We start from the raw sequence: 25,856 nt of genomic DNA on the forward strand, positions 1-25,856 counted from the left end.
TCAGCGTGGACGCCATTCGATGCGGCGACCGGGCGGACACCCGGCTGGAGCGAGGAGACCCCGTGCCCGAGCAGACGCAGACCCTGCCCGACGTCAGGAAGTCGGTGACCGTGGCGGCGACGCCCGACCAGTGCTTCAAGGTCTTCACCGAGCGCCCCGCGGACTGGTGGCCGCCGAGCCACATCCTGGTCCGCAAGGAGCGCGCCGGACTGGCCTTCGAGGCCGGCGTGGGCGGGCGCTACTACGAGTGGGACGTGGAGGGCACCGAGATCGCCTGGGGCCGGGTGCTGGAGTGGGTGCCGGGCCGGCGGGTCGCGATGACCTGGCGGATCGACCCCAACTGGCAGTCCATTCCCACGGACGACGGGGCCAGCCGGATCGAGGTCGACTTCGAGGCCGTCGACGCCGAGCACACCAGGGTGTCGCTCGCGCACGTCGAGCTGGACCGGCACGGCCCGGGTGCCGAGCGGATCTTCAGGGCACTCGACGGCCCGAGCCCGGGCGAGACGCTGGAGCGCTTCGCGCAGGCCGTCGCGGACGGGGCCGGAGCATGAGCGTGGACACCGGTGTCATCGAGGCCCCCGCCGCCGCGGGCACCGGGCTCGTCGAGGCCGCCGACCGGCTGCGCCTGCTCGCGGCGGTGCACGCCGGCGACGCGGACACCGGACGCGTCCTGTCCCGCGAGGTCACCGACGCGATGCGGGAGGCCGGCTTCGCCCGGCACTTCGTCGCCGCCCGGTTCGGCGGCGCGGAGGGCTCCTTCGACGAGCTGACCCGCGCCGTCGTGTCCGTCGGCCAGGGCTGTGCCGCCTCGGCGTGGTGCGCCTCGCTCGCCGCGTACTCGGCGCGCTTCGCCGCCCACCTGCCCGAGGAAGGGCACCAGGCGCTCTGGGGGACGAGTCCCGACACCGTCGTGGCGACCGGGCTGATGCCCGCCGGGCGGGCCAGGCCCGTCGACGGCGGCTGGCGCGTCACCGGCCGGTGGGCGTACGTCAGCGGGATCGACTTCGCCGACTGGGTCATGCTCTGTGCGGCCGTCGGAGGCGGCGAGGGGCCGCCGCAGCTGCGCTTCTTCACCCTGCCGCGCGGTTCGTACGGCGTGCAGGAGACGTGGGACAGCGTCGGCATGCGGGCCACCGGCAGCCACACGGTCGTCGTCGACGACGTGTTCGTGCCGGGCCACCTGTCCTTCGACCGGACCGACATGCTCACCGGCCGCAACAGCACCTCCGGTGTGCCCGCGCACAACGTCCCCTTCCAGGCCGTCGGCGGGCTCACCTTCATCGCCCCGGTCGTCGGGGCGGCGACGGGAGCCCTGGAGGCCGCGGCCGGGTCGGTCACCGGGCGGCGGCGGAACCAGACCGCCGAGCTGACCTTCGTCCGGGCCTCCGGCCGGATCGACGCGGCGCGGGCCCTCGTCGAGCAGAACGCCCAGGTCCTGGACCGGCGGCTCTTCACGCCCGAGCACATGGCGCGCAACGAGCGCAACGCCACGTACGCCGCGGAGAGCCTGCGCGAGGCGGTCGCCCTGCTGGTGGGCGCGGCCGGCACCGGCGGCCTCGGCGAGGGGCATGCCCTGCAGCGGTTCTGGCGGGACGTCACGTCCGCGACCAGCCACGTGGCGCTCCAGTACGACACGGCGGCCCGCAAGAACTACTCGGCGGTGCTGCTCGGCCCCGCGGAGTAGCCGGGTCCGCCGCGACGGCGGAAGGGGGCGTCCGGGAGGTCCCGGGCGCCCCCTTCCCCGTACCCCGGCGCGGGGCCGGATCGCTCCAGTTGCGGGCGACCTGGCCTCCATCTGCGGTACGTACGTTGGCCCCGACCGGTAACGCCTAGCGGAGGTTTCATCGTGACAGTCACCCAGGAGACAGCCACTCAGGAGACGGCGCCCCAGGGCACCGGCTGCCCGGTGGCGCACACCTTCCCCTTCGAAGGATCCAGCTACCGCGGTCCGGCCCCCGCCTACGGAAGGCTGCGGGCCGAGCAGCCGGTGGTGAAGGTGCCCACGGCGGGCGGTGTCGACGCCTGGCTGATCACACGCTACGAGGACGTCCGGCGACTGTCCGCCGACCCCCGGCTCAGCCGCGCCCAGGCCTGCGGCGAGGGCGCCCCGCGGGTGGGCGGCACCATGCACACCACCCCCGAGATGATCATCTCGCTGGACGCGCCCGAGCACTCCCGGCTGCGCAAGCTGGTGGCGGGCGCCTTCACCATGCGCCGGGTGGAGCGGATGCGGGAGAACGTCCAGCGGGTCACGGACGAGCTGCTGGACGACATGGAGGCCAAGGGCGGGACCGTCGACCTCGTCCAGCAGCTCGCGGTGCCGCTCCCGCTGACCGTCATCGGTGAGCTGCTGGGCGTACCCGCCGAGGACCTGCGGGAGTTCGAGCAGTGGGCGCGCGCCTTCGCCACCGTCGACGACCGGGCCGGCGGCGAGGCGTCGCTGCACGCGCTGGGCAAGCTCAGCGAGTACATCGTGGGGCTCATCGCGGAGAAGCGCGCCCACCCCTCCGACGACATGCTGTCCGAGCTCATCGCGGCCCGCGACGACGATGACCGCCTCAGCGAGCCGGAACTCGTCACCTTCGGATTCACCCTGATCGGCGCGGGCTTCGACACCACCGCCAACCAGCTGGCGAACTCCGTGCTCGCCCTGCTGGTCGACCACCAGGAGCAGTGGCGCTACCTGGTCGAGGACCACTCCCGCATCCCCAAGGCCGTCGAGGAGCTCCTGCGGCACGTCAACCTCTTCGCCACCGACACCTCGGGCTTCCCCCGCATCGCGGCCGAGGACATCGAGGTCGGCGACGTGACGATCCCCAAGGGCGACGCGGTCCTGCTGTCCCTGGCGTCCGCCAACCGCGACCCCGAGGTCTTCGACGAGCCCGACCGGCTCGACCTCGGCCGCGAGCGCAACCCGCACATCTCCTTCGGCCACGGGATGCACTACTGCCTGGGCAAGCACCTGGGGCGCATGGAGATGGAGATCGCCATCGAAGGCCTCGTGCGGCGTTTCCCGGACCTGAAGCTCGCGGTGCCGGAGAGCGAACTGCCATGGCACACAGGGGAGATCAACCACACGCTGACCAGCCTCCCGGTCGTCCGGGGCAACTGACCCGGCGGACACACCGGAACGGTCCCGGCCCCCTCGTCCTCCTTCACGGACAAGAAGAAGGACGAGGGGGCCGGGACCGTTCCGTGCCCGCGCACCTCCGCGCGGCACGAGCCGCGCCCGCCTTCCGCTCGTGGGAGCGGGAGGCGGGCAGGAGGCCGGAGCCGGGTCAGCCGGCCGCGGAGGACACCCGGACGGCGGTGGCGTCCACGTCGATCGGTCCCTGGGGGCCGGCGGTCGCGTCGGGGGTGACGAAGGCGTACGCCCGGGAGACGAACCGCTGCCCCGATATCCGCCCCATGTGCACCGCCTCCACCTTGCCCGGGTACGGGGATCCCGGCGGACCCGGCGGGTGCGTGACGTAGAAGGCGAACGTGCCGTTGTTCTTGTCGCTCCAGAAGCCGCTGCCGGCGAACTGGGGCGCGCCGTTCTCGTCGGCCGGCCCCTCGACCGTCAGCTGGTGGTCGGCGCGGAAGACGAAGCGGGAGTGGGCGACGGAATCGCCGTCAGGCGTGTGGACGGTCACCGTGAGGTCCCAGGTTCCGGCCAGCGACACGGCTCTGACGTGGTGCCTGGACGTCTCGCCGGCCGTGGCCGACGCGGTGCCGACACCGGCCAGGACCGCGAGCACGGCCAGCCAGACGCCGAGGACTCTCAGGGTGATCGGACGCGGAGGCCGACGCCGGGCGGTATCGGCCCCGGTGGTCGCGCCCGCGGGCGCCGACGTGGTTTCAGGCATGGACGGACAGCCTTTCCTGGGTGGTTGTGCGGGACGGTGAAGCCGTGGGGGTGCGGGGGAGTCTCTTGAGGTCGAAGCCCGGCTCGCGGACGGTCCCGGGTGACAGATCGGTGCCGGCCGTGAGCAGGCGCCGGGCGATGCCGTGGTCCGCGGGACGGTTCACCGACTCGACGCCGGTCAGCCGGCCCCCGCGGAAGCAGAAGACGGAGAACCTCCCCTCGGCGGGGTCGCCGACGGTGACCGTCTCGTCGTGGGGCGCCGTCAGCCCCGCGATCTGCAGCCGCAGCGCGTACTGCTCGGACCAGAACCAGGGCACGGCGGTGTACGCGTATGGCTCGCCGCAGACAGCGGCGGCCACGCACTTGGCCTGGTCGGAGGCGTTCTGGACGGACTCGATCCGGACATGGCGGCCCGCGTGCGGGCTCGGGAAGCGCGCGCAGTCACCGAGGGCGAAGACGTAAGGGTCGCTGGTGCGCAGCTGCGCGTCCACGACGACGCCGTCACCGACGAGCAGGTCCGCGGCGAGAGCCAGTTCGACGTTCGGCAGGACGCCGACGCCGACCACGACGAGGTCCGCGGCGATCCGCTCTCCGCCGTCCAGCTCCATGACCTGGACCCGGCCCTCGGCGTCGCCGAAGAGTGCGGTCACCTCGCGCCCCAGCAGGACGCGTACGCCCCGCTCGCGGTGCTCGGCGACGATCCGGTCCGACACCGTGGGGGTGAGCGCGCGGGCCAGGGCCCGGGGCTGGGCCTCCACCACCGTCACGTCGTGGCCGAGGCCGCGGGCGGTCGCCGCCACCTCCAGGCCGATGAAGCCGGCGCCGACCACGACGAGTCTGCGGGGCGGCCCGCTGAGCCGCAGCCGCAGGTCCTCGGCGTCGGCCAGGCCGCGCAGCGACAGCACCCCGGTCAGCGAGGCGCCGGGCACGGGCAGGCTACGGGGCCGGGAACCGGTGGCCAGGACGAGGTTGTCGTACGGCAGCCGCAGTCCGGACTCCAGGAGGACGGTGCGCCGCTCGCGGTCGAGGGAGGCCACCCGGTCGCCGGGCAGCAGCTCGATGTCCTGTTCGGTGTAGAACGACGGGGGCCGCAGCGCGATCTCCTCGGCCGCCACCGTGCCCGCCAGGTAGCCCTTGGACAGCGGCGGCCGGTAGGACGGCCCGGGCGGCTCGTCGCCGACAAGCGTGATCCGGCCCCGGAAGCCCCGGCTGCGAAGGGCGCAGGCCGTGTCGAACCCCGCCTGGCCCGCGCCGACCACGACGACCGCGTGCGAGGCCATCAGCTCTGCGCCTCGGGCAGGTGGACCAGCAGTCCGTCGATCTCGTCACCGACGGGCAACTGGCAGCTCAGCCGGCTGAACTCGGTGCGCTCGCAGGCGGTGCCGTACAGCACGTCGTCCTCGACGGAGTCCATCTCGGGCAGCGGCAGCGTGTTCGCCTCGTCGACGTACACATGGCAGGTGCCGCACTGGGCGGAGCCGCCGCACTGGGCCTCGATGCCGTCGACGTTGTTGAGCTTCGCACCGCGCATGACCGTGTTGGGCGCCTGGACGTCGACGATGGTGACGGTACCGTTCGGATGCTTGTAGGTGATCTTGGCCATGGCGAGCTCTCCTCGTGGAATGTCGGCCAGCCGTGCGGAAGTACGGCACCGGACTGTGGGATACGTCCCTGCATTCCCGGTGGAGGGGATCTCGACCGCGCCGGCCCGCGCGACCCCGGCGCCCCTTGGGGGCGGACCGGCGCTCGAGCGCGCGTCGACACGCGGTCCGGCGGCAGTCCATCGAAGGGGCGCAGCGTGCCCGCATGACTGTGACCGATCGGACGCGACAGACGCCCGCCCCGCCCGGCAGGGCCGCCCCCCGGACCGGACTGGTGCTCGTCGCCTGCTGTCTGGGCCAGTTCATGAACGTGCTCGACGCCTCGGTGGTGAACGTGGCGCTGCCCGTCATCGCGGGGGACCTGGACTTCGACCGGCACAACCTGCAGCTCGTCAACAACGCCTACACCGTGGTGGTCTGCGGCTTCCTGCTGCTGGGCGGACGGCTCGCGGACCTGTTCGGCCAGCGCAGGATCTTCCTGTGCGGAGTCGCCTTGTTCACGCTCGCCAGCGCGGTCGGCGGAATGGCCGACGCCCCGGGCACGCTGATCCTCGCCCGCGCCTTCCAGGGCCTCGGAGCCGCCGTCATGGCGCCCGCCACGCTCACCGTGCTCGGCACGACCTTCACCGAACCGGGCGCACGGGCACGGGCCTACGGCTGGTGGAGCGCCGTATCCGGGACGGCCGGGGCGATCGGGGTGCTGGCCGGCGGTGTGATCACCGAGTGGTTCTCCTGGCGGTGGATCTTCCTGATCAACGTCCCCGTCGGGATCGCCCTGCTCGCCGCCGTCCGCTGGGTCGTACCTGAGACCCGGCCGAAGGGCGAGGGGCGTGCCCACCGCAGGCTCGACCTCCCCGGTGCCGTCACGGTCACGCTCGGGCTGATGGGCACCGTGTACGGGATCTCGGAGTCGCATGTGCACGGCTGGGGTTCCCTGCGGGTGCTCGGACCGCTGCTGGCCGGCGCCGCGCTGCTCGCCGCCTTCCTGGTGATCCAGGCACGGTTCGCCCGGCACCCCCTGGTGCCGCTCAAGATCTTCCGCAACCGCTCCGTGGCCGCCGCCAACCTTGTCGCCTTCTTCGGCATCGCCGCGCTCTTCAGCACCTTCTACTTCTTCACCCTGCTGCTCCAACAGGTGCTCGGCTACAGCCCGCTGGTCACCGGTCTGAGCTATCTGCCCCTGTCCCTGGGCATGGCGCTCGGCGGCTGGGGCATCGCCTCGGTCGTTCCCCGCACCGGACCGCGCCCGGTCCTGCTCGGCGGCCTCGGGCTGTCCGCCGTCGCACTGTTCTGGCTCGCCCGGCTGGACGCGGGCGCCGCGTACACCGTGGACGTGCTGGGCCCCGCCGTGCTCCTCGGCCTCGGCATGGGCGCGGTGCTCAACGCCACGACGAACGCCGCCACCGCCGGACTCCCCGCCCATCAGGCCGGGCTCGCCTCCGGGCTGCTCAACACCACCCGGCAGCTCGGCAGCGCGGCCGGTCTGGTGACCCTGGCCGCGCTGTCCGCCGCCCGCGCCGACGCCCGCGTCTCCGCCGGGGCGGACACCACGGACGCCCTCGCCTCCGGCTACGGACTGGCGCTCACCTGGGCGGCCCTGTTCGCCGTGGCCGGACTGGTGGCGGCCCTGTTCGTGCCGGTCCGGGAACGTTCCAGTACCCCTCAAGGCACAGCTACGAGTCTGGCGGCCTGACGAGAACGGAGGTTTGCGGTGGTGAGCGAGTTCCACACACAGCGGCCGGCATGGTCGCCCGCACCGGACGACGACCGGACCGAGCATGCGACGATCGAGGTCCCCCGCGACTACACCGACCCCGGGGGCGAGCGGATCACACTCGCCCTGAGCCGCCGCCGCGCCACCGACCCGGCGCGCCGGCGCGGTGTCCTGCTGGCCGTCAACGGCGGCCCCGGCGGTGACTGGGGGCACGGCCTCGGACTGCCCGGCAAGTTCGCCGGAACCCCCCTGGAGGAGGTCTACGACCTCATCGGCTTCGACCCGCGCGGCACCGCCGGATCGACCCGGCTGTACGCCGAAGTGTCCGTCCCCGCCCAGCCGTTCGACTCCCGGCCGCCGGACACCGTGTTCGCCGGACTGGCCGAGGACATGCGGCTGCGCGAGGAGGCCTGCGCACGGGGCGGCGGGGACCTGCGCCCGCACATCAGCACCCCCAACACCGCCCGGGACATGGACGTGATCCGTGCCGTGCTCGGTGAGGAGCGGATCAGCTTCGTCGGGTACGCGTACGGCGCCTACGTCGGTGCCGTCTACGGCAGCCTCTTCCCGGCCGGCCTGGACCGGCTGGTCCTGGACTCCTGCGTCGGCCCGCAGTGGACGTGGCGCGAGCAGTTCCTCCAGCAGGGCGACGCCGTCCAGCGCAACGTCGACCTGTGGGCCCGCTGGACCGGCGAGCGGCACGCCGGCTTCGCCGTCGGCGCCTCGGCCGAGCAGGTGCTCACCACCGTGGAGGAGGCGGTCGCCGCCCTGGAGTCGCTGCCGCAGGACGCCGTGAGGCTGCGGACCCTGTTCGACGGGGCCGTGGGCAACCGGGCGGCCGACCGCGGCCAGTGGGCCACCCTCGCCGTCCTGGTCGCCGGCGTGCACCGGGCGGCCCGCGAGGGCGACCCGGACGCCTGCCGCGAACTGCTCGCCGAACAGGGCACCTGGCGGCCCGCTGACAGCGAGGGCGACCTGCGCGTCGGCGTCCTGGAGGCCATCACGCTGGAGCACGCCTGGCCGTCCGACCTGGAGGTCTACTACCAGGACATGCGGGAGTTCCGTAAGCGGTTCCCGTACGGCTACGGGGTGCTCCGGGCCTCGCCGTGGGTGGGTGCCTTCCGCACCTTCGAGGCCGCCGAGGAGCCGGTGCGGATCACCCGCGACGGCTACGCCGCCGGTCTGATCGTGCAGGCCGACGGCGACCCCATGGACCACTACGAGGGCGGTGTGGCCATGGCCGAACTGGTCGGCCACCACCTGCTCACCGTCCAGGACTCGGGAGAGCACGAGGTGTACGTGCTGGGCGGCAACCCGCACGTCGACGCCGTCGTGCACCGCTATCTCGTGGACGGCACCCTGCCGCCCGCACGCTCCTGCGTCCCGGGCCGCACCCCGCGCCCGGACGTCCCGGCGGACGCGGCCTGAGCGGGTCGAGTCCGAAGCAACCCCGTGTCCAGCAGCGCCTTCTACGGTGCCGCGCAACCGTGTCAACTGTGGAGGTGCTGTTGTGTCCGTGACCGAGTACGGGAGCGAGTCGGTGACCGATGAGGACCGGGACATGAAGGTGTTCCCCCTCGCCGGGTCGTCCTACCGCTGCCCCGCCCCGCAGTACGCCGGGCTGCGGGCCGGGCAGCCGGTCGTACGGGTGCGTACCGAGGGCGGCGTGGACGCCTGGCTCGTGACCGCCTACGACGAGGCCCGGGAGGCACTGGCGGACCCCCGGCTGAGCCGGGCCGAGACCGTGAAGCCCGGCGCGCCCCGGATCGGCGGGGCGATGACCTCGACGCCCGAAATGATCATTTCCATGGACGGGTCCGAGCACGCCCGGCTGCGCCGGCTCGCGGCCGGGGCGTTCACCGCACGGCGCATCGAGCAGATGCGGCCGGGCATCCAGCGGATCGCCGACGGGATGCTCGACGGCCTCGCCGCGTCCGGCGGACCGGTCGACCTGGTGGAGCGGTTCACCGTGCCCATGCCGCTGACCGTCATCGGTGAGCTGCTGGGTGTGCCGATGAGGGTCCTGCGGCTGTTCGCGGCCAACGCACGGGACTTCGTCACCGTCGACGACCAGGGCGAGGGCTCGGACTCCGTCAACGGCCTGGCCAAGCTGAACGAGTACATGGTCGAGGTCGTCGCGGAGAAGCGCGAGAACCCCACCCAGGACCTGCTGTCGGATCTGATCACGGCCAGGGACAGCGGGGACCGGCTCAGCGAGACGGAGCTGGTGACCTTCGCCTTCACCCTGATCGGGGCGGGCTTCGACACCACGGCCAACCAGCTCGCCAGTTCCGTCCTGGCGCTCATCGCGCACCACCGCGACCAGTGGAACTGGCTGGCCGAGGACCGCTCCCGGATCCCGAAGGCGGTCGAGGAACTGCTGCGGCACGTCAACCTCTTCTCCACGGACTCGGCCGGCAACCCGCGCATCGCCGTGGAGGACCTTGAGCTCGGCGGGGTGAGGATCGCCAAGGGGGACGCCGTGGTGATCGCGATCTCCTCGGCCAACCGTGACGAGAGGGCCTTCCCCGACCCGGACCGCCTCGACCTCGGCCGCTCCCACAACCCGCATCTCTCGTTCGGCCACGGCATGCACCTGTGCCTGGGCAAGCAACTGACCCGGATGGAACTGGAGATCGCCATCGACGGCCTGGTCCGGCGCTTCCCCGACCTCAGGCTCGCCGTGCCCGAGAGCGAGGTCCCCTGGCACCTGGGCGGGATCAACCACGCCCTGGAGACCCTGCCGGTCACCTGGGGAACCTGATCCAGGACCGCAGCAATCGAGCCCCCGCCCGTCACAGGGCGGGGGCTCGACTGCTGCGCGGGGGAACGCCGTCAGCCGACGGGCGCGTCCTGCTGCACCTCGGCGGGGTCGGCGCCGGCGATCCAGGCGTCCATGGACGGCTTCATCAGGGTGTTCAGCAGCTCGACCCGGAGGCCGCCCAGACCGCGGTGGTAGACCCACATCAGGGTGCCGTCCGCCTCGGTGTCGTTGGAGGCCTCCACCTCGAAGCCGAGTTCCACGAGCGCCGCTGAGGTGGCCTCGATCCGGTCGTTCTCGGCCCAGTAGCCCACGTGATGGGCCCCGTTGCTGCCGTCGGACACCCAGACGGTGCCCGGGATGGCCTCGACGAGTTCGAGCCGCGGCTCTTCCAGCGAGAGCACGAAACGCTGGTCGCCGTGCTGGAGGCCGCCCGGGGTGCGCGCCGTCACCTGGAGCTCCATCACGCTGGTCCAGCGGTAGCCCGCCAGCTCGGTCAGCGCCTTCATCGCCAGGTCCAGGTCCTCCACGACCAGACCGGTGTGGAACAGGGCCTCGGGGCTGAGCACCGGGCCGGGTGCGGGACTGCCGTCCTGCCGGTCCACTGTCTGCGACATCGGTGTGCCGTCCTTTCCTTCTTCGGGTTCGGTTCCGTGGGCCCGGATGCCCTCAGACCTGCTTCGCGCGTACGAGATCGGCGCCGCCGTCCATCGTGAGGATCTGGCCCGTCACCCACGCGCTGCTCGGCGCGGCGAGCAGCGTGATCCACTGCGACACGTCCTCGGGCACGCCCGTCACTCCCAGCGGCACGCTCTTCGCCGCCTGTGCGAAGAGCTCGTCCACCTGCTCGGGGGGCATGCCGTGGCTCTCGTACACCTCGGTGCGCACCCAGCCCGGAGCGACCGCGTTCACCCGGATGCCCTTCGGGGCCAGTTCCAGTGCCCAGGAGCGGGTGAAGGTGTTCACCGCGGCCTTGCTCGCCGCGTACACCGAGGCCATCGGAGTCGGGTTGTGGCCTGCCGGGCTGGTGACGAACACGATGCTGCCGCCGGGCGAACGGAGCGCCGGGAGGAGCCGGTTGGTGAGGATCACGGTGCCGAGCACATTGACGTCGAACAGCTCTCGGGCCGCGTCCGTGTCGATGCTGCCGGCCGCGCCGATGGTGTGGATCCCGGCGTTGTGCACCAGGACGTCGAGGGAGCCGCCCAGCTCGCCGACCGCCTCGGCGACCGCGTCCGCGCCGCTCCGCGTGCTCACATCGGCGCGGACCGGGACGATGGCCGGGTGCAGTGCCGCCACCTCGGCGAGCCGGTCGGCCCGGCGCCCGGTGACGATCACGCCCGCGGCACCCTGCTTGGCGAAGTCGAGAGCGGTGGCCCGGCCGATGCCGGTGGCACCGCCCGTGACGACGACGTACTGGTTGGTGAACGGGTGGTTGGTCATGCTCCGTCCTTTCGGATCGGCTCGGGAGAGGGGGATCAGACGTAGATGGACTTCGACGTCCAGTCGGGGGCGGGCAGCGCCTTGCGGTCCGCCTTGCCGTTTGCCGTGATCGGCAGCTCGGCCAGCGAGACGAAGGCCGCGGGGATCATGTGCTCGGGCACGCGCTCGCGCAGATACGAGCGCAGGGCGCGCCGGTCGAGGGTGCCGGCCTCCGGTACGACCCATGCCACCAGCCGGCGGTCGCCCAGGTGGTTCTCCCGGACGCCGACCGCGGCGCCGCGCACCTGCGGATGGCCGGCGAGGACGCTCTCGAGCTCACCGGGCTCGATACGGAAGCCCCGCAGCTTGAACTGGTCGTCGTTGCGGCCGAGGAACTCGATGACCCCGTCGGGGCGCCGCCTGGCCAGGTCGCCGCTGCGGTAGAACCGCCCGGCCGCGCCGTCCCAGGGGGCGGTGACGAAGGCCTTGTCGGTGAGGTCGGGGCGCCGCCAGTACCCCCGGGACACTCCCGCGCCGCCGATCCACAGCTCGCCGGAGACGCCGTCGGGCAGCGGCAGGCCGGAGTCGCCGACGATACGGACGTCGACGTTCTGCAGCGGGGTGCCGATCGGCACGGAGTGGCCGAGGTCCTCGTGTGCGCCGATCCGGTGGCAGACGGCGAACGTGGTGGTCTCCGTCGGCCCGTAGCCGTTGACGATCGCGCAGCCGGGCACCGCGGCCTGCAGTTCGCGGATGTGCGGGACGGAGAGCACGTCGCCGCCGGCCAGCACCGTGTGCAGCCCGCTGAACGCCTTGACGTCCACGTCGATCTGCCGGTGGAAGAGCGCGGCCGTCAGCCAGAGCACGGTGATGCCCTCGTCGCGCAGCAGGGCGCCGAGCTCCTCCGCCTGGATCTGCCGCGGCGGGGCGAGCACCAGCCGGGCCCCGTTGAGGAGAGCCCCCCAGATCTCGAACGTGGCGGCGTCGAAGGCGACGGGCGCGAGCTGCAGGATCCGGTCGTCGGCGCCCAGCTCCACGTAGTTGGGGTCCGTCACCAGGTTGGTGATGTTGCGGTGCTCGACCATGACGGCCTTCGGGCGGCCGGTGGATCCCGAGGTGTACATCAGGTAGGCGAGGTCGCCGGGCCGGACCCCGGCGGTCTCCGGCGGCAGGGGCAGGTCCGCCGCGGGACGGGACGGGACCCGCAGGACCGGGATGCCGTACGCCGAGAACCGGCCGGCATCGTCCGGCTCGCACAGGACGGCACGTACCTCCGCGTCCGCGAACACCTCGGCCACCCGTGCGGCCGGGTCATCGAGGCCGATGGGGACGAACGCCGCGCCGGCCCCCAGCACGCCGAGCAGCGCGGCGACGAGTTCGGGGGAGCGCTCCAGGCAGACCGCGATCCGGTCGCCCGCCGTCGCCCCCGCACGGTCCGTGAGCTCCCGCGACACCTCTCGCGCCCAGCGGTCGAGCCCGGCGTAGGTCAGGTGGTCGTCACCGGCGGAGACCGCCACGGTGCCGGGGGTGTCGGCGGCCCGACGGCGAAACGCTGCGACTACCGATGTCATCGGCCTGTCTCCTCTCGAGGTGCCCGGGGCGGCAGAGTCCGCGAACCGGCTCGAATGCCGGTGGAACCGGCCACGTCCTCGCCCGGGTCGAGGCACGCGCGAGGGCGGCCCTGTTCACTGAATTGCCGGCTCCGCTTAGGGCCCGTCCGGCCCCGTTCCGCCGGACACGCCCGTAGGGCCGACGGTCTCTCCGTCAGCCACCCCACCATCCGGGCCGGTACCGCACTCGACGGGAGTACCACCGTGACCATTCTCGTAACCGGGGCACGCGGCAACGTCGGCCGCCGCGTCCTCGACCGCCTGCACACCGCGGGCCACACCCTGCGCGCATCCGGCCGCACACCCGGGGAGTTGAGCGTTCCGGCCGGAGTGGACACCGTCCGGCTGGACCTGAACGAGCCGGACACCTTCGACGCCGCCCTCGACGGCGTGGAAAAGGTGTTCCTGTACGCCGAGTCCGAAGGCGCCAAGGACCTCTTCGCCGCCGCGGCCGGGGCAGGGGTCCGGCACGTCGTCCTGCTGTCCTCGTCCACGGTCGGCGGCCCCGACGCCGAGACCGACGCCCTGGCCCTGCTCCACGCGGCCGTCGAGGACGCGCTCGCCGAGTCGTCGCTGCCGGGCACCGTGCTGCGGCCGGGCGCCTTCGACAGCAACGCGTTCGGGTGGAGCGACGCCATCCGCAGGGGACAGCCCGTCGAACTGCCGTACACGCACGCCCACACCGCGCCCATCCACGAGGGCGACATCGCCGACGTCGCCGCGGCCGCCCTGGCCGACGAGACGCTCGTGGGCCGGACCCTCACCCTCTCCGGACCGCAGTCGCTGACCTTCCGCGAGCAGCTCGGCATCCTCGGGGAACTCCTCGGACGCGAGATCCCGGTACGGGAACTCACCCGGGACCAGGCGGTCGAGCAGATGGGCCGGTTCGTCCCCGCGCCGATCCTCGCCTCGCTCCTCGGCCAGTGGGCCGCGGGGGTCGGGCGGCCTGCCGCGACCCCGGACACCGTGGAACGCATCACCGGACGGCCGGCGCGGACCTTCCGCCAGTGGGCCGGGGAGAACCTCGGCGCGTTCGCCGCCCAGGACTGATCGAGCGGGTCTCAAGAAGGGACTGCGAAGGTGCCCTCAGATTGCTCCTAAGCCGGTGGGCCGGGCGTCGTCCGCCCGGCCCACCGTCGAACCGAGGGGCAGGTCCGTGACTTGGAGGTCCGGAATGTACGACGTCATCGTGGTGGGGGCTCGCGTCGCGGGTGCCGCCTCCGCTCTGCTCCTGGCGCGGGCGGGCCATCGGGTGCTGCTCGTCGACCGGGCGCGGTTCCCCAGTGACACGCTCTCCACGCACTACATCCACCAGCCCGGTATCGCGCGCCTCGCCCGCTGGGGGGTGCTGGACGCGGTCCGCGCAACCGGCTGCCCGGCGCTGGACAGGACCGTCTACCAGGTCGAGGACGTCCGGCTGGACGGCGGCACCGTCCCGCACGAGGGACAGTCGGCCGCGTACGCACCGCGCCGGTACCTGCTGGACCAGATCCTGGTCGACGCGGCCGTGGCCGCCGGTGCGGAGTTCCGGGACGGCTGCTCCGTGTCCGGTCTCGTCTTCGACGGGGACCGCGTCGTCGGGGTCAAGTGCCGCTCGGCGGAGGGCAAGCCGGTCGAGGAGCGGGCACGCCTCGTGGTGGGTGCGGACGGGATGCGGTCGGCGGTGGCCAAGGCCGTCGACGCCCCGTACACGGTCCAGGACCCGCTGATGTCCTGCATCTACTTCAGCTACTGGCAGGGCATCAAGTCCCAGTTCGAGCTGTACGAGCGCCCCGGCCGCTGGATCGGCGCGATACCGACCAACGACGACGCCACCCTGATCGCCGCCTACTTCCCGCAGGCGGAGTTCGACAAGGTGCGCGGCGAAGCGCTGGAGCACTACCTGGAGAACATCCGCACCACCGCGCCGGACCTGTACGCGCGGGCGATGGACGGCGGCGAACGCGTCGAACGGCTGCGCGGCACCGGGGACCAGCAGAACTTCTTCCGCACCCCGGCCGGCCCCGGCTGGGCGCTCGTCGGTGACGCCGCACACCACAAGGACTCGATCACCGCGCGCGGCATCAGCGACGCCTTCCTGCAGGCCGATCTGCTGGCCGCGTCGGTCGGCGGCGTACTCGATGACCCGGCGCGGCTCGCCGAAGGGCTGCGGAAGTACGGGGAGGAGCTCCAGGACGAGCTCTTCGAGGGCTACCGCAACACCCTGTTCGTGAGCCGTCTGGAGGTCACACCCGACCGGATGGCGATGCTCCGCATGGTCAGCGGTTCCCAGAACCTGACGGAGCGCTACTTCGCGGTGGCCGCCGGCGGCATGTCCGTCGACGAGCTGTACGACGAGGAACTGCACAGCCGGCTCGAGACCGAAGCGGCATGACGCCGACCGCGCCCCCGGACCGGGGCCGCCCACCGACGCAGAAGACAACGGAGGCACCAGTGACCGCAACGGAGTGGGAGAGGGAGCTTTGCCTGATGTTCGGCGAAGTCCTCGGCATGCCGGACGTCGATGTGGAGGACAGCTTCTTCGACCTGGGCGGGCACTCCCTCCTGGCGTCCAAACTGACCCGGCGCGTCCAGGAGGCGTTCGGGATCAAGATCCCGGTACGCCGCATCTACCAGGCGCCCACCCCCGCGACTCTCGCGGCGTACCTCTACGCGTCCTGAAGGAGAGACTGACATGCGCTGGAACAACCTCTACGTCGCCGGTGTGGGTGCGTACCTGCCCGAGCGGATCGAGACCGCCGAGGAGGCGATCGCCGCGGGCAGTTACACGGAGCAGAAGCGTTCGCTGAACGGCTTCCGCTCGGTCCACGTGGCCGCCGACAACGAGACCGGCCCCACGATGGCGGCGATCGCGGGGCGCCGGGCGGTGGCCAGGTCCGGACACGAGCACGACGAGTTCGGCCTCGTCCTGCACAGCTACATCGGGCACCAGGGGCTCGACTTCTGGACCCCCGCGAGCTTCGTGCAGCGCGAGACGGTCGGCGGCACGGGCCCGGCGTTCGAGATCAAGCAGGGCTGCAACGGCATGCTGGCGGCCTTCGAGGTCGCCTCCTCGTACGTGGCCTCCCGCCCCGATGTCACCGCGGCGCTCATCACGGGCGGCGACGCCTTCCGGATGCCCTACATCGACCGCTGGGGGTCGGACGAGCAGAACGTCGACGGCGACGGCGCCGCGGCCCTCGTCCTGTCCAGCCGCGGCGGGTTCGCCCGCGTCCGCGCCACGTACTCGCACGCGGACCCCTCGCTGGAGCCGATGGGCCGCAGCGGGGCCGGCTGGACGGACGCGCCGTTCTCCGGGGGAGCCCCGGTCGGGGTCAGCGAGCGCAAGTCGGACTACCTGCTCGCCGAGGACATGGACTTCGACGACGCCATCGAGAAGATCTCCGCCAGCGTGCAGCTCTCGATGAAGCAGGCCCTCCACGAGGCCGAGGTGGAGCTGCCCGACGTGCGGTACTTCCTCCACCAGAACCTCGCCCTGTCGATCGTGACCCACGGGCTCTACGGCCTGCTGGGCGTCGACCGGGAGCGGACGACGCACGAGTGGGGCCTGGGCACCGGCATGGTCGGCACCGCCGACCCCGTGCTCGGACTGAACCGGGTCATGGAGAGCGGCGAGGCGAAGCCCGGGGACATGGTGGTCCTCCAGGCGGCCGGCGCGGGATACGTGTGGACGACGACGGTGCTGGAGATCCTCGACACCCCGGACTGGGCGAACTGACCGCGTACGACGGCGGGGGAGAGACCGGGCCCTCCGGTCTCTCCCCCGCCGTCGTGAGCCCCTGAGGGCCGTCCCGCCATCCCTGGCGGGACGGCCCTCAGTCGAAGCGGAGGCCGCGCGTCGTCGCGGAGGCCGCCGCGAAGGCGAGCAGGGCGCTCCCCTCCTCGGCGACGGCGTCGCGGTCCTTCCTGCCCAGCGCGCCGAACGGCTCGATCACGAGGGTCGCCTCCTTGCGAGCCTGCTCGATCCGCCACAGCCCGCGTACGAAACCGTCCACGAGGAACGTCGACTTGATCAGGCCGTTACGGGTGAAGACCAGCTTGCGCTGCTCGTCCGTGAGGATGCGGCTGCGGTCGGCGTGCGACAGCAGGATGTTGTCGAACTCCGGCAGGAAGCGGACCGGCACGGGCATCCCCGGGTCGGGCAGGGGAGCGTCGGCGAGGTCGAGGAGCTCCAGCCCGTTCTCGTCGCGGAAGGTGCGCAACCGGGGCCTGAGCCGGTTCACCGAGTCGGCCAGCCGGGTCATTCCGGACCAGGTCTGGATGTCCTTGACGGTGGCGGGCCCGAAGGCCGCGAGATAGCGCTCGACCATCGCGTCGGGCGAGGTGCTCCGCGCGAGTGCCCCGCCGAGCCAGGACTCCGCCGTCGTGTGCACGGCCTGGCCGCTCTCGCCCCACAGTCCGCGCGGCGGCACCTGCACCAGCGGCACCAGATTGCGTACGGCATTGGCCAGGGCGAACGGATCCCGGTCCGGCCAGCGTTCGGCGAGCAGGGTGCCGAGACCGCCCAGCGTGAGCGGCTCCTTCTCGACCAGCTCACGGCCCAGCGCCACCACGGCCGCGGTGTCGAGCCCCGCCAGCTTCCGGCCGAAGGTGCCCTTCAGTCCCTGCTCCAGGGAGCCCTGGAGCACCGGCCGGAGCGCCAGGCAGTCCTGCGCCGTGACCAGGTGGATCGTGCCCCGCATCAGCACCAGCCGGACCACCTCGCGGTCCCTGAACCTGTCCGCCAGGTCCTCGGCACGGAACCCGGCCAGCCGGGTCCACAGCCCGATGTAGGGCGGGTTGGGCGCCTGGGCCTGCATCCCCACCAGGTGTCCGACCGCCTGCACGGCCGGCATGCCGGCGCGCTCCAGCAGCAGCTGCCGGGCCAGCAGGCTCCGGTTGAGCGCCCGTCGGTCCAGCAGGTTCGGGTCTCCTGTCACCATGACCGGATCCTTTCCTCGTATCCATGAAAAGACGGTGGTGCCCCGGGACACGCGGACCCCGGGGCACCACCGCAGCACAGAAGACCGCCGGTCTCAGCTCATCCTGACCAGGACCGTGCCGCTGTACTTCCGGCCGAGCAGCGCCACGAACGCCTCCGGCAGCTCCGCGACCCCGCCCTCGACGACCGTGTGCGGGAAGACGATGCGCTCCTCGCGCAGCCAGGTGCTGAACTGGGCGTTCCAGTCCTCGATCTGGTCGGGCGTGTGCAGCGTCGCGAAGCCGCGCAGCGTCAGGTCCTTGGTGATGGCGGACATCAGGGGCAGCCGGGGACTGCCGCCGTCACCCGCGCCGTGCTGCCCGGACAGGGCACCGCACAGCGCGAACCGCGCCCCGCGGGCCGCGACCTGGACCGCGGCCTCGAACTGTTCGCCGCCCACGTTGTCGAAGACCACGTCGAGGCCGTCGGGCGCCAGTCCGGCGAGCTGCTCGGCCACCGGCCCCTCGTGGTAGTCGAACGCGGCGTCGAAGCCGAGCTCCTCGACCAGGAAGTCGATCTTCTCCTTGGACCCGGTGCTGCCGATGACGCGCTTGGCGCCCCGCAGCTTCGCTATCTGCCCGGCCAGCGCGCCGACACCGTTGGTGGCTCCCGACACGAACACGGTGTCGCCCTCGGCGACCGCCGCCGTACCGACCATTCCGTGCCAGGCCGTCGGCCCCTGGGACAGGAAGTACTCCGGGCCCGGCAGGAGGGAGCGGTCACGCTTGAAGAACCCGTGGGCGTTGCCGACCGCGTATTCGCGCCAGCCGGAGAAGTGCTCCACGAGATCGCCGACGGCGAGGGTGTCGCTGTTGGACGCGACCACCGTGCCGACGGTGCGGCCCCACATCGCGACGCCCGGCTGGAAGACCGGGATCGGCAGCTTCGTGCCGGGGTTCATCTGGTCGCGGGCCACCGAGCCGAGCGTCATCCAGTCGTTGCGTACGACGACCTCGCCGTCAGCGGGCGCGGCCAGCTCGCTCTCGCCGAACTCGAAGTGCTCCAGGGTGACGTCGTCGACCGGGTAGGCCGCAAGGCGGACCTCCCTGCTGACGGCGGGAAGTTCGACGCTGCTCATGTGGTGCTCCTTCTCAGGTGGACGGGGAGGCTGACCAGGTTGTGGTTCACATCGCCGGCCCTCCAGAGCAGCTCGCTCTCCGGCACGGCCAGCCGCGCGTCGGGGTAGCGGCCGGTCAGTTCCTCCAGGGCGACGGCGAGCTCCACCCGGGCCAGCGGCGCGCCCAGGCAGTGGTGGATGCCGTACCCGAACGCGAGGTGGGGATTGAGGGTCCGGCCGAAGTCGGCGGTGTGGGGGTCGGCGAACACCGACCCGTCACGGTTGGCGGAGGCGAAGGAGAGGAACACGGCGTCCCCGGCGGGGATGACCGCGCCGCCGATCTCCACGTCCTCCGTGGCGATCCGCGGCAGCCCCGAGGTGTCGTTGCCGGTCAGGTTGACCGTACGCAGGAGCTCCTCCAGCGCCGCCGGTACGTCCTCCGGGTGATCGCCGAGCCGACGCCAGACGTCGGTGTGGCGGTCGAGCAGCGTCAGGGCGAAGTTGGAGATCTGGCCGGCCGCCGAGTCGAAACCGCCGCCCAGCAGCGTGTAGCCGAGCCCGACCAGCTCCTCGAAGCCGAGCCGGTCCTCGCCGTCACGGGCGGTGATCAGGGCGGAGAGCACATCGTCGGCGGGCTCCGCCTGCTTGCCGGCCACCAGTCCGGCGATGTAGGCACCGAGGTTCTCGCGGCCCTCGACGGCCAGCTCCTCGGGACCCGACACATCGGCGAACTGGCGTACCCACGTGAGGAACTGGTCCCTGTCCTGCTCCGGGACACCCAGCAGCTCACAGATGACGGCCATGGCCAGCGGAGCGGCGAAGCCCTCGACCAGATCCACCGGACCGCCGTCCGACTCCTTGTCCAGCGCGTCCAGGAGCCGGCCCGCAAGCTCCCGCACCCGGGGCCGCATCCCCTGGATCCGGGCCGGCGAGAACGCCTGCTCGGCCAGAACGCGCAGCCTGGTGTGGTCCGGCGGGTCGAGCGAGATGATCATTCCCGGCGGGGCCTGGAACAGCCCGCTGAAGGTGGGGGCGTCCGGCGCGTACGAGGCGGCGCGGCTGAAACGCGTGTCGTCCAGTACCGACCTGATGTCCTCGTGGCGGGTCACCAGCCAGGCATGACCGCCTCCGCTCCACCGCACCCGCGCGACGGGCCGCTCCGCGCGCAACTGCGTGAAGATCGGGTCGGGGCCCCGGTAACTCGTACCCGGGAACGGGAATTCGGGCAGGTCTTCACTCACCCCGGTCGTTCGGGCGGTCATGGGCAGTGCCTCCAGACGGAAGGTCTCGGGTCTCAGGTCAGCGTGCGGAAGAAGGAGCGCAGCTCCTCGACGATCAGCTCCGGCTGCTCCAGGGCGGGGAAGTGCCCGCCCTGCTCGTGGTCGGTCCACCGCCGCAGATCGGTGAAGCGGTGCGCGCACCAGGCGCGCGGCATCCGGGCGTCCTTGGGGAAGACGGAGCAGGCCGTGGGCACGTCGACCCGGCCGAGCGCCATCTTGTTGTGGCTCTCCCAGTAGATCCGGGCGGACGAGGTGCCGGTGCCGGCCAGCCATGCGAGCGTCACGGCGTCCAGCAGCCGGTCGCGGGGGATGACCTTCTCGACGTCGCCGTCGTGGTCGCTCCAAGCCCAGTACTTCTCGATCATCCAGGCCAGCTGGCCGACGGGCGAGTCGGAGAGCCCGTACCCGAGGGTCTGCGGACGGGTGGCCTGCAGCACGGAGTACGCACCTTCGTGCTGCTGGAACTCCTTGAGCGCGGCCAGGCCGGCCAGATCCCGCTCGTCCAGCTCCACCTGTTCCTGCGGCGGCCGGGCGAAGGGCATCGCCAGGTGGATGCCCACCAGGTGCTCCGCGTCGCTCTCGCCCAGGATCCCGGTCAGGAAGGAGCCCCAGTCGGTGCCGTGCGCCGCGTACCGCTCGTATCCGAGCCGGTGCATCAGCTCGGCCCAGGCGGCCGCGGTGCGCTCCACCGTCCAGCCCGTCTCGTCCGGCTTGTCGCTGAAGCCGAAGCCGGGCAGCGACGGGCAGACCACGTGGAAGGCGTCCGCGGGGTCCTCGGGGTCCGTCAACGGGCTGATGATGTCCAGGAATTCGACCACGGATCCGGGCCAGCCGTGGCTGAGCAGCAGCGGCTTCGCCTGCGGGTGGCGCGAGCGCACGTGCAGGAAGTGGATGCCGAGACCGTCGATCTCGGTGCGGAACTGCGGCAGCGCGTTCAGCCGCGCCTCGGCCGCCCGCCAGTCGTACGTGCTCCGCCAGTACTCGGCGAGCTCCTGGACGTAGGCCAGCGGCACACCCTGCGACCAGTCACCGACCGTCTCCTTGTCGGGCCACCGGGTCCGGGCCAGCCGCTCGCCGAGGTCGGCGAGATCCGCGTCGGGGAACCCGACGCGGAAAGGCGTGAGTGCCGTGCTCATACGTCTTCCTCCTTGACTGCCGCCGGGGTGTGGTGCCACGGCACGCTACGGATGGCTGCTCGAGCACGGGTCGACCTCACCACGTGACCGGCAGCTCCCACAGCCCGTAGATCACCGCGCCCTCCTTACGGGGTATCTCCAGGAAGGTCTTGGCGAGCTGCAGCGTCGGGATGCGCTGGAACAGCTTGCTCCACACGATCTCCAGCTCCAGACGGGCGAGGTCCGCGCCGATGCAGTGGTGCACGCCGTGCCCGAAGCCCAGGTGCTTGCGGCTGCCGCGCGTGATGTCGAGCTTCTCCGGCTCGGGGAACACCTCGGGGTCCCGGTTCGCGGCGAGACCGAGGCAGAGGATGCCGTCGCCCTTGCGGATGACCGAGCCGCCGATCTCGATGTCCTCCAGGGCGACCCGGGGCACCGCGGTGTCGCCGATGGTCGCGAACCGCACCAGCTCCTCGACGGCCGGCTTGACGAGCGAGGGGTCGTCCAGCAGGAGCTTCAACTGGTCGGGGTTCTCCAGCAGGCAGGCGGTGCCGAGCGAGATCTGGCTGGCGGTGGTCTCGTGGCCGCCGTTCATCAGGAGCCGGACCATGTTGAACAGGTCGCGGTCGGTGTACTCCTCGCCGGACGCCTCGTAGTCGGCCATCGCACGACTGAGCAGGTCCTCGCCCGGCTCCCGCTTCTTCAGCTGGATGAGGTCGCTGACGTACGCGTTCACCTCGACGATCGCGGCCTGGCGCTCCTCGGTGGAGCTGTGCCCGCCGAGCAGTGCCGTGCCGTGCTTGATGAAGAACTCGTGCCGGTCCTGCGGAATGCCCAGCAGCTCGCAGATGACGGTCATCGGCACCGGCAGCGAGAACGCGTGGTGGAAGTCCACCCCGGGCTCCATGGCCAGCAGCTTGTCGAGGTGGTCGTCGACGATCTCCTCGATCCGGGGCCGCAGCCGTCGCACCTGGCGGCTGGTGAACGTCAGGGCGGCCTTGCGGCGGGTGTCGCTGTGCGCCTTGCCGTCGTAGCCGATGAAGGACGTCTCGGTGCGGTACTCCGGCGGGGCGATGAAGTAGAAGGGGAAGTTGTCGTGCCGGCGCGAGGCGCTGACCCGGGGGTCCGTCAGCAGCTGCCGGATCGTCTCGTAGCCCGCGACCGTCCAGATGCGGAGGCCGGATCCGGACAGCGTGACCTGGGAGACGTCCTTCTCGACGATCTCCGCGTACTCCTTCGGAGGAGTGAAGGGGCACTGCCGTTTGTAGGGGAAGGTGCTGGTCTCCGCCTCGGCGGTGCCCGGCTCCGTAGCACTGGTTGTCACAGTGGATCCTTCCTCGTGGGGAATCGTTCCTCGTGAAGAACGTCGGGTTTCCGACGGCACAGAGTTCCCTGTGCACGGTGCCAGCGCCGGCTCGGGCACAGCTGGAGTCCGTGCGCCGCGGTGCGAGCCAGGCGCGAGCGCGGCCCGAGCCGGTTTCCGGACAGGCTTCCTAGCCTCCCGGGATGGGCATTGCAGCGAGTGAGGGCCGGTCCGTCGCGACCGGGCCCCTGAGCGGGCTGAGAGTGGTCGAACTGGCGGCGATCGGGCCGGCGCCCTTCGCCTGCATGGTGCTGGCCGACCTGGGCGCCGAAGTGATCCGGATCGACCGGGCCGACGGCCGCCGCTCCTTCGAGCAGTGGCACCAGGTCCTGGACCGCGGACGCCACCGCATCGCACTGGACCTGAAGAGCCCCGACGACGTCGCGGAGCTCCTGAGCCTCCTCGAGAGCTCCGACATCCTGGTCGAGGGCTTCAGGCCGGGGGTGGCCGAACGGCTCGGTATCGGACCCGAGGTGTGCCTGGACCGCAATCCCGCCCTCGTCTACGCCCGGATGACGGGCTGGGGGCAGGAGGGGCCGCTCGCCAGGACCCCCGGACACGACATCAACTACCTGGCGATCAGCGGCGCGTTGTACGCGATCGGCGAAGCCGGCGGGCCGCCCGTCGTCCCGGTGAACTTCCTGGGGGACTTCGCGGGCGGCTCGATGTTCCTGGTCGCCGGGGTCCTCGCGGCCGTGTACGAGCGGCAGCGGACCGGCCTGGGGCAGGTCGTCGACGCAGCGATCGTGGACGGTGCCGGGGCGATGCTCGGCATGCTGGTCGGCATGGAGGCGGCCGGCCAGTGGCGGCACGAGCGCGGCGTGAACCTGCTGGACGGCGGAGCGCCGTTCTACACCACCTACGCGTGCGCCGACGGCGGCTACGTGGCCGTCGGCGCCCTGGAGGAACGCTTCTACGCCGCGCTGCTGCACGGCATCGGGCTGGCGGGCGCGGCCCTGCCCGACCGGGACGAACCGCACAACTGGCCGGCGCTGCACCGGGAGTTCGCGAGTCGCTTCATCACCGGGGACCGGGATCACTGGGCGCAGCTGTTCGAAGGCACCGAGGCCTGTGTCACGCCGGTGCTGAGTGCCGCGGAGGCGGCATCTCACCCGCACCACCTGGCACGCGGAAGCGGTCCTGCCGCAGTGGCCCCGCGGTTCAGCCGCACTCCAGTGGAATTCCACTGACATCGGGCATCCTGCCGTCCGATGGTCCAAGGCTGTCCAGCCACCTGCGGAACCCCCCAAGGACTATCCCGGTCCCCCCAAGATCTGAGAGGTACACCATGGCTATTTCCTCCGAGCAGGCTCCGTCCACGGAGACGGAGGTGGCAAGGGACGAGACGGCTGCGGACAAGCGAACCGGTGCGGCGCCGCCCGACCCGAAGCGCTGGATGGCCCTGCTGGTTCTGCTCGTCGCCGCCTTCATGGACATGCTGGACGGCACCATCGCGAACGTGGCGGCCCCGGCCATCCAGCAAGGCATCGGAGGCGGCTACTCCATCATCCAGTGGGTGCTGGTGGGCTATCAGCTCAGCTTCGCGCTGATGCTGATCCTCGGCGGCAGGCTGGGTGACATCTACGGCCGCAGGCGGATGTTCCTCCTCGGCGTCGCCGGCTTCACGCTGGCATCGCTGGGAGCCGGAATCGCCCAGGAGCCCTGGCAGCTGGTCGCGTCCCGCATGATCCAGGGCGCCTTCGCCGGAGTCATGGTTCCGCAGATCCTCGCCATCATCCACGTCACCTTCTCCGCCAAGGAGCGGGCCGGCGCCTTCGCCATGTACGGCGGTGTGGCCGGTGTGGCCGCCGCGGTCGGCATGGGAGCGGGCGGACCACTGGCCGAGTGGGACCTCTTCGGCCTCGGCTGGCGTCTGATCTTCCTCATCAACATCCCGGTCGGCATCCTCGGGCTGATCTACGCCCCGCGCGTGCTCCGTGAGTCCAAGGCACCGCACGCCCTGAAGCTCGACGTCAGGGGCGTCGTCCTCGCCACCGCCGGTCTGCTCCTGCTGATCTTCCCGCTGCTCCAGGGCCGCGAACTGGGCTGGCCGCTGTGGGGCTTCGTGTCGATGGCCGCGTCGGTGCCGGTGCTCGTCGGCTTCATCCTGTGGCAGAAGAAGAAGACCCTCCTGGACGGCTCACCGCTCGTGGAGCTGGCGCTGTTCCGTATCCGCAGCTTCTCCTCCGGGCTCGGCGTGAACCTCGCCTTCTACATCGGCATCGGCATGTTCAACATCGGCTGGACCGTCTACATGCAGGTCGGCCTCGGCTGGTCGCCGATGCGCTCGGGGCTCACGAGCCTCCCGTTCTGCATCGGCGCCTTCCTCACCTCCTCGGCGGCCATGGTCGTCCTGGTGCCGAAGTTCGGTCGCAAGGTGCTGCAGTCCGGTGCGGTCGTCACCGTGGCCGGCGCGCTGGCCTTCCTGTGGGCGGCAGGCGAGTACGGCAGCGGCATCAGCTCCTGGCAGCTCGTGGTGCCGATGCTGCTGATCGGTCTCGGCTTCGGTCTCATCGCGGCCCCGCTGCCGCAGATCGTGATCTCCGAGGTGCCGCAGAAGGACGCGGGCTCCGCCTCCGGCATCGTCCACACCAACGCCCAGCTCGGCTTCGCCGTCGGCGGCGCCCTGGTCAGCGTCGTCTTCTTCGCCGGACTGGTGGGCAACACCGGAACGGCGATCGACGACCAGTCCGCTGAACTGCGCAGGGAACTCGTCGCCACCGCCGGGCTCACCCCGGGGGATGCGGACACCACCGTCGCGGCCTACCGGACATGCGCGGTCGACCGGGTCGAGGAGAAGGACCCGGCTGTCGTCCCGGAGAGCTGCGCCGTCCCCGCGCTCCAGAACCAGCAGGCGGCCCCGGTCCTGGCCGGCTACGCCAAGGACGCCACCGGAACCTCCTTCGCCGGCAGCCTGCAGACCACCCTGTGGGTCTTCGGCGGAGTCGTCGTCCTCGCCTTCCTCCTGATGCTCGCGATTCCGCGGCAGATGAGGCTGGAAGCCCCCGAGGACGAGGAGGAGGCCGGCAAGGCCCCCGAGGCCGCCCCGGCTTCCTGACCCCGTCACACCCCCGCTCACGGTGCGGCGGGAGCGGCCGGCCTCTGCCGTCCGCTCCCGCCGCA

The 25,856-nt window shown here is 71.8% G+C and carries 23 protein-coding genes; 12 read left to right on the forward strand and 11 right to left on the reverse strand.

All coding sequences use genetic code 11. The features are described 5' to 3' along the window. The first annotated feature begins 5 nt into the window (after positions 1-5). The 3 genes from OHT61_RS21990 (at position 6) to OHT61_RS22000 (ending at position 3,115) form a co-directional block, all read left to right on the forward strand. Positions 6-554 carry an SRPBCC family protein gene (locus OHT61_RS21990; protein ID WP_329040562.1) on the forward strand — a complete coding sequence of 183 codons (549 nt, stop codon included), beginning with the start codon at positions 6-8 and terminating at the stop codon, positions 552-554. After that, complete coding sequence (locus OHT61_RS21995; RefSeq protein WP_329040563.1) at positions 551-1,687, forward strand: hydrolase; 1,137 nt, start codon at positions 551-553, stop codon at positions 1,685-1,687. The genes OHT61_RS21990 and OHT61_RS21995 overlap by 4 nt, the downstream gene beginning before the upstream one ends. 162 nt (positions 1,688-1,849) lie before the next feature. Beyond that, complete coding sequence (locus OHT61_RS22000; protein WP_329040565.1) at positions 1,850-3,115, forward strand: cytochrome P450; 1,266 nt, start codon at positions 1,850-1,852, stop codon at positions 3,113-3,115. 166 nt (positions 3,116-3,281) lie between these two features. On the opposite strand, the gene OHT61_RS22005 is transcribed toward OHT61_RS22000, so the two are convergent. From OHT61_RS22005 to OHT61_RS22015, 3 genes are read right to left on the reverse strand one after another with little or no spacing between them, the layout of a single operon-like run. Further along, the gene (locus OHT61_RS22005) at positions 3,282-3,851 is read right to left on the reverse strand and encodes a hypothetical protein (protein ID WP_329040566.1); all 570 of its coding nucleotides are present in this window, start codon (positions 3,849-3,851) and stop codon (positions 3,282-3,284) included. Then, positions 3,844-5,130 carry an NAD(P)/FAD-dependent oxidoreductase gene (locus tag OHT61_RS22010; protein ID WP_329040567.1) on the reverse strand — a complete coding sequence of 429 codons (1,287 nt, stop codon included), beginning with the start codon at positions 5,128-5,130 and terminating at the stop codon, positions 3,844-3,846. The genes OHT61_RS22005 and OHT61_RS22010 overlap by 8 nt, the downstream gene beginning before the upstream one ends. Continuing rightward, a complete protein-coding gene (locus tag OHT61_RS22015; RefSeq protein WP_327114700.1) occupies positions 5,130-5,453 on the reverse strand; it encodes a 2Fe-2S iron-sulfur cluster-binding protein in 324 nt (107 codons plus the stop codon). Before OHT61_RS22015 ends, OHT61_RS22010 begins: the two co-directional genes overlap by 1 nt. Positions 5,454-5,656: 203 nt before the next feature. Between OHT61_RS22015 and OHT61_RS22020 the strand changes: the two genes are divergently transcribed. The 3 genes from OHT61_RS22020 to OHT61_RS22030 all read left to right on the forward strand — a co-directional run bounded on the left by OHT61_RS22020 (position 5,657) and on the right by OHT61_RS22030 (position 9,929). Beyond that, positions 5,657-7,144, forward strand: coding sequence for an MFS transporter (locus tag OHT61_RS22020; RefSeq protein WP_329040568.1), 1,488 nt, complete (start codon positions 5,657-5,659; stop codon positions 7,142-7,144). Between the two features lie 21 nt (positions 7,145-7,165). Then, the gene (locus tag OHT61_RS22025) at positions 7,166-8,593 is read left to right on the forward strand and encodes an alpha/beta fold hydrolase (RefSeq protein ID WP_329040569.1); all 1,428 of its coding nucleotides are present in this window, start codon (positions 7,166-7,168) and stop codon (positions 8,591-8,593) included. Between the two features lie 88 nt (positions 8,594-8,681). Next, positions 8,682-9,929: a cytochrome P450 gene (locus OHT61_RS22030; RefSeq protein ID WP_329040570.1), complete on the forward strand. Its 1,248-nt coding sequence runs from the start codon at positions 8,682-8,684 to the stop codon at positions 9,927-9,929. Positions 9,930-10,000: 71 nt separating this feature from the next. Here OHT61_RS22030 and OHT61_RS22035 read toward each other — a convergent pair whose 3' ends face one another. From OHT61_RS22035 to OHT61_RS22045, 3 genes are read right to left on the reverse strand one after another with little or no spacing between them, the layout of a single operon-like run. Continuing rightward, the gene (locus OHT61_RS22035) at positions 10,001-10,543 is read right to left on the reverse strand and encodes a VOC family protein (RefSeq protein ID WP_329040571.1); all 543 of its coding nucleotides are present in this window, start codon (positions 10,541-10,543) and stop codon (positions 10,001-10,003) included. Between the two features lie 52 nt (positions 10,544-10,595). Beyond that, positions 10,596-11,369: an SDR family NAD(P)-dependent oxidoreductase gene (locus tag OHT61_RS22040; RefSeq protein ID WP_329040572.1), complete on the reverse strand. Its 774-nt coding sequence runs from the start codon at positions 11,367-11,369 to the stop codon at positions 10,596-10,598. A gap of 35 nt (positions 11,370-11,404) precedes the next feature. Further along, complete coding sequence (locus OHT61_RS22045; protein ID WP_329040573.1) at positions 11,405-12,919, reverse strand: amino acid adenylation domain-containing protein; 1,515 nt, start codon at positions 12,917-12,919, stop codon at positions 11,405-11,407. A 243-nt stretch (positions 12,920-13,162) separates the two neighbouring features. On the opposite strand from OHT61_RS22045, the gene OHT61_RS22050 reads away from it, so the two are divergent. The 4 genes from OHT61_RS22050 (at position 13,163) to OHT61_RS22065 (ending at position 16,676) form a co-directional block, all read left to right on the forward strand. After that, positions 13,163-14,008, forward strand: a complete 846-nt coding sequence (locus OHT61_RS22050) for an SDR family oxidoreductase (protein ID WP_329040575.1) — start codon at positions 13,163-13,165, stop codon at positions 14,006-14,008. 124 nt (positions 14,009-14,132) lie between these two features. Further along, a complete protein-coding gene (locus OHT61_RS22055; RefSeq protein WP_329040576.1) occupies positions 14,133-15,332 on the forward strand; it encodes an NAD(P)/FAD-dependent oxidoreductase in 1,200 nt (399 codons plus the stop codon). Positions 15,333-15,427: 95 nt separating this feature from the next. Continuing rightward, positions 15,428-15,619, forward strand: coding sequence for an acyl carrier protein (locus OHT61_RS22060; RefSeq protein ID WP_329040577.1), 192 nt, complete (start codon positions 15,428-15,430; stop codon positions 15,617-15,619). Between the two features lie 13 nt (positions 15,620-15,632). Continuing rightward, positions 15,633-16,676, forward strand: a complete 1,044-nt coding sequence (locus tag OHT61_RS22065) for a ketoacyl-ACP synthase III family protein (RefSeq protein ID WP_329040579.1) — start codon at positions 15,633-15,635, stop codon at positions 16,674-16,676. 97 nt (positions 16,677-16,773) lie between these two features. Here OHT61_RS22065 and OHT61_RS22070 read toward each other — a convergent pair whose 3' ends face one another. The 5 genes from OHT61_RS22070 to OHT61_RS22090 all read right to left on the reverse strand — a co-directional run bounded on the left by OHT61_RS22070 (position 16,774) and on the right by OHT61_RS22090 (position 22,694). Further along, entirely contained in the window at positions 16,774-17,880 is a 1,107-nt protein-coding gene (locus tag OHT61_RS22070) for a winged helix DNA-binding domain-containing protein (RefSeq protein ID WP_329040580.1), read from the reverse strand. Between the two features lie 93 nt (positions 17,881-17,973). Next, positions 17,974-18,996: an NADP-dependent oxidoreductase gene (locus tag OHT61_RS22075; protein WP_329040581.1), complete on the reverse strand. Its 1,023-nt coding sequence runs from the start codon at positions 18,994-18,996 to the stop codon at positions 17,974-17,976. After that, complete coding sequence (locus OHT61_RS22080; protein ID WP_329040582.1) at positions 18,993-20,237, reverse strand: cytochrome P450; 1,245 nt, start codon at positions 20,235-20,237, stop codon at positions 18,993-18,995. The genes OHT61_RS22075 and OHT61_RS22080 overlap by 4 nt, the downstream gene beginning before the upstream one ends. A 32-nt stretch (positions 20,238-20,269) precedes the next feature. Next, a complete protein-coding gene (locus tag OHT61_RS22085) occupies positions 20,270-21,391 on the reverse strand; it encodes an epoxide hydrolase family protein (RefSeq protein ID WP_329040584.1) in 1,122 nt (373 codons plus the stop codon). 76 nt (positions 21,392-21,467) lie between these two features. Beyond that, positions 21,468-22,694, reverse strand: coding sequence for a cytochrome P450 (locus tag OHT61_RS22090; RefSeq protein ID WP_329040586.1), 1,227 nt, complete (start codon positions 22,692-22,694; stop codon positions 21,468-21,470). Between the two features lie 182 nt (positions 22,695-22,876). On the opposite strand from OHT61_RS22090, the gene OHT61_RS22095 reads away from it, so the two are divergent. Further along, positions 22,877-23,923, forward strand: coding sequence for a CaiB/BaiF CoA transferase family protein (locus tag OHT61_RS22095; protein ID WP_329040587.1), 1,047 nt, complete (start codon positions 22,877-22,879; stop codon positions 23,921-23,923). 98 nt (positions 23,924-24,021) lie between these two features. Then, positions 24,022-25,791, forward strand: coding sequence for an MFS transporter (locus tag OHT61_RS22100; RefSeq protein ID WP_329040588.1), 1,770 nt, complete (start codon positions 24,022-24,024; stop codon positions 25,789-25,791). Positions 25,792-25,856: the final 65 nt, after the last annotated feature.

It is taken from the genome of Streptomyces sp. NBC_00178, from assembly GCF_036206005.1.
In the GTDB taxonomy this organism is placed as follows: Bacteria; Actinomycetota; Actinomycetes; order Streptomycetales; family Streptomycetaceae; genus Streptomyces.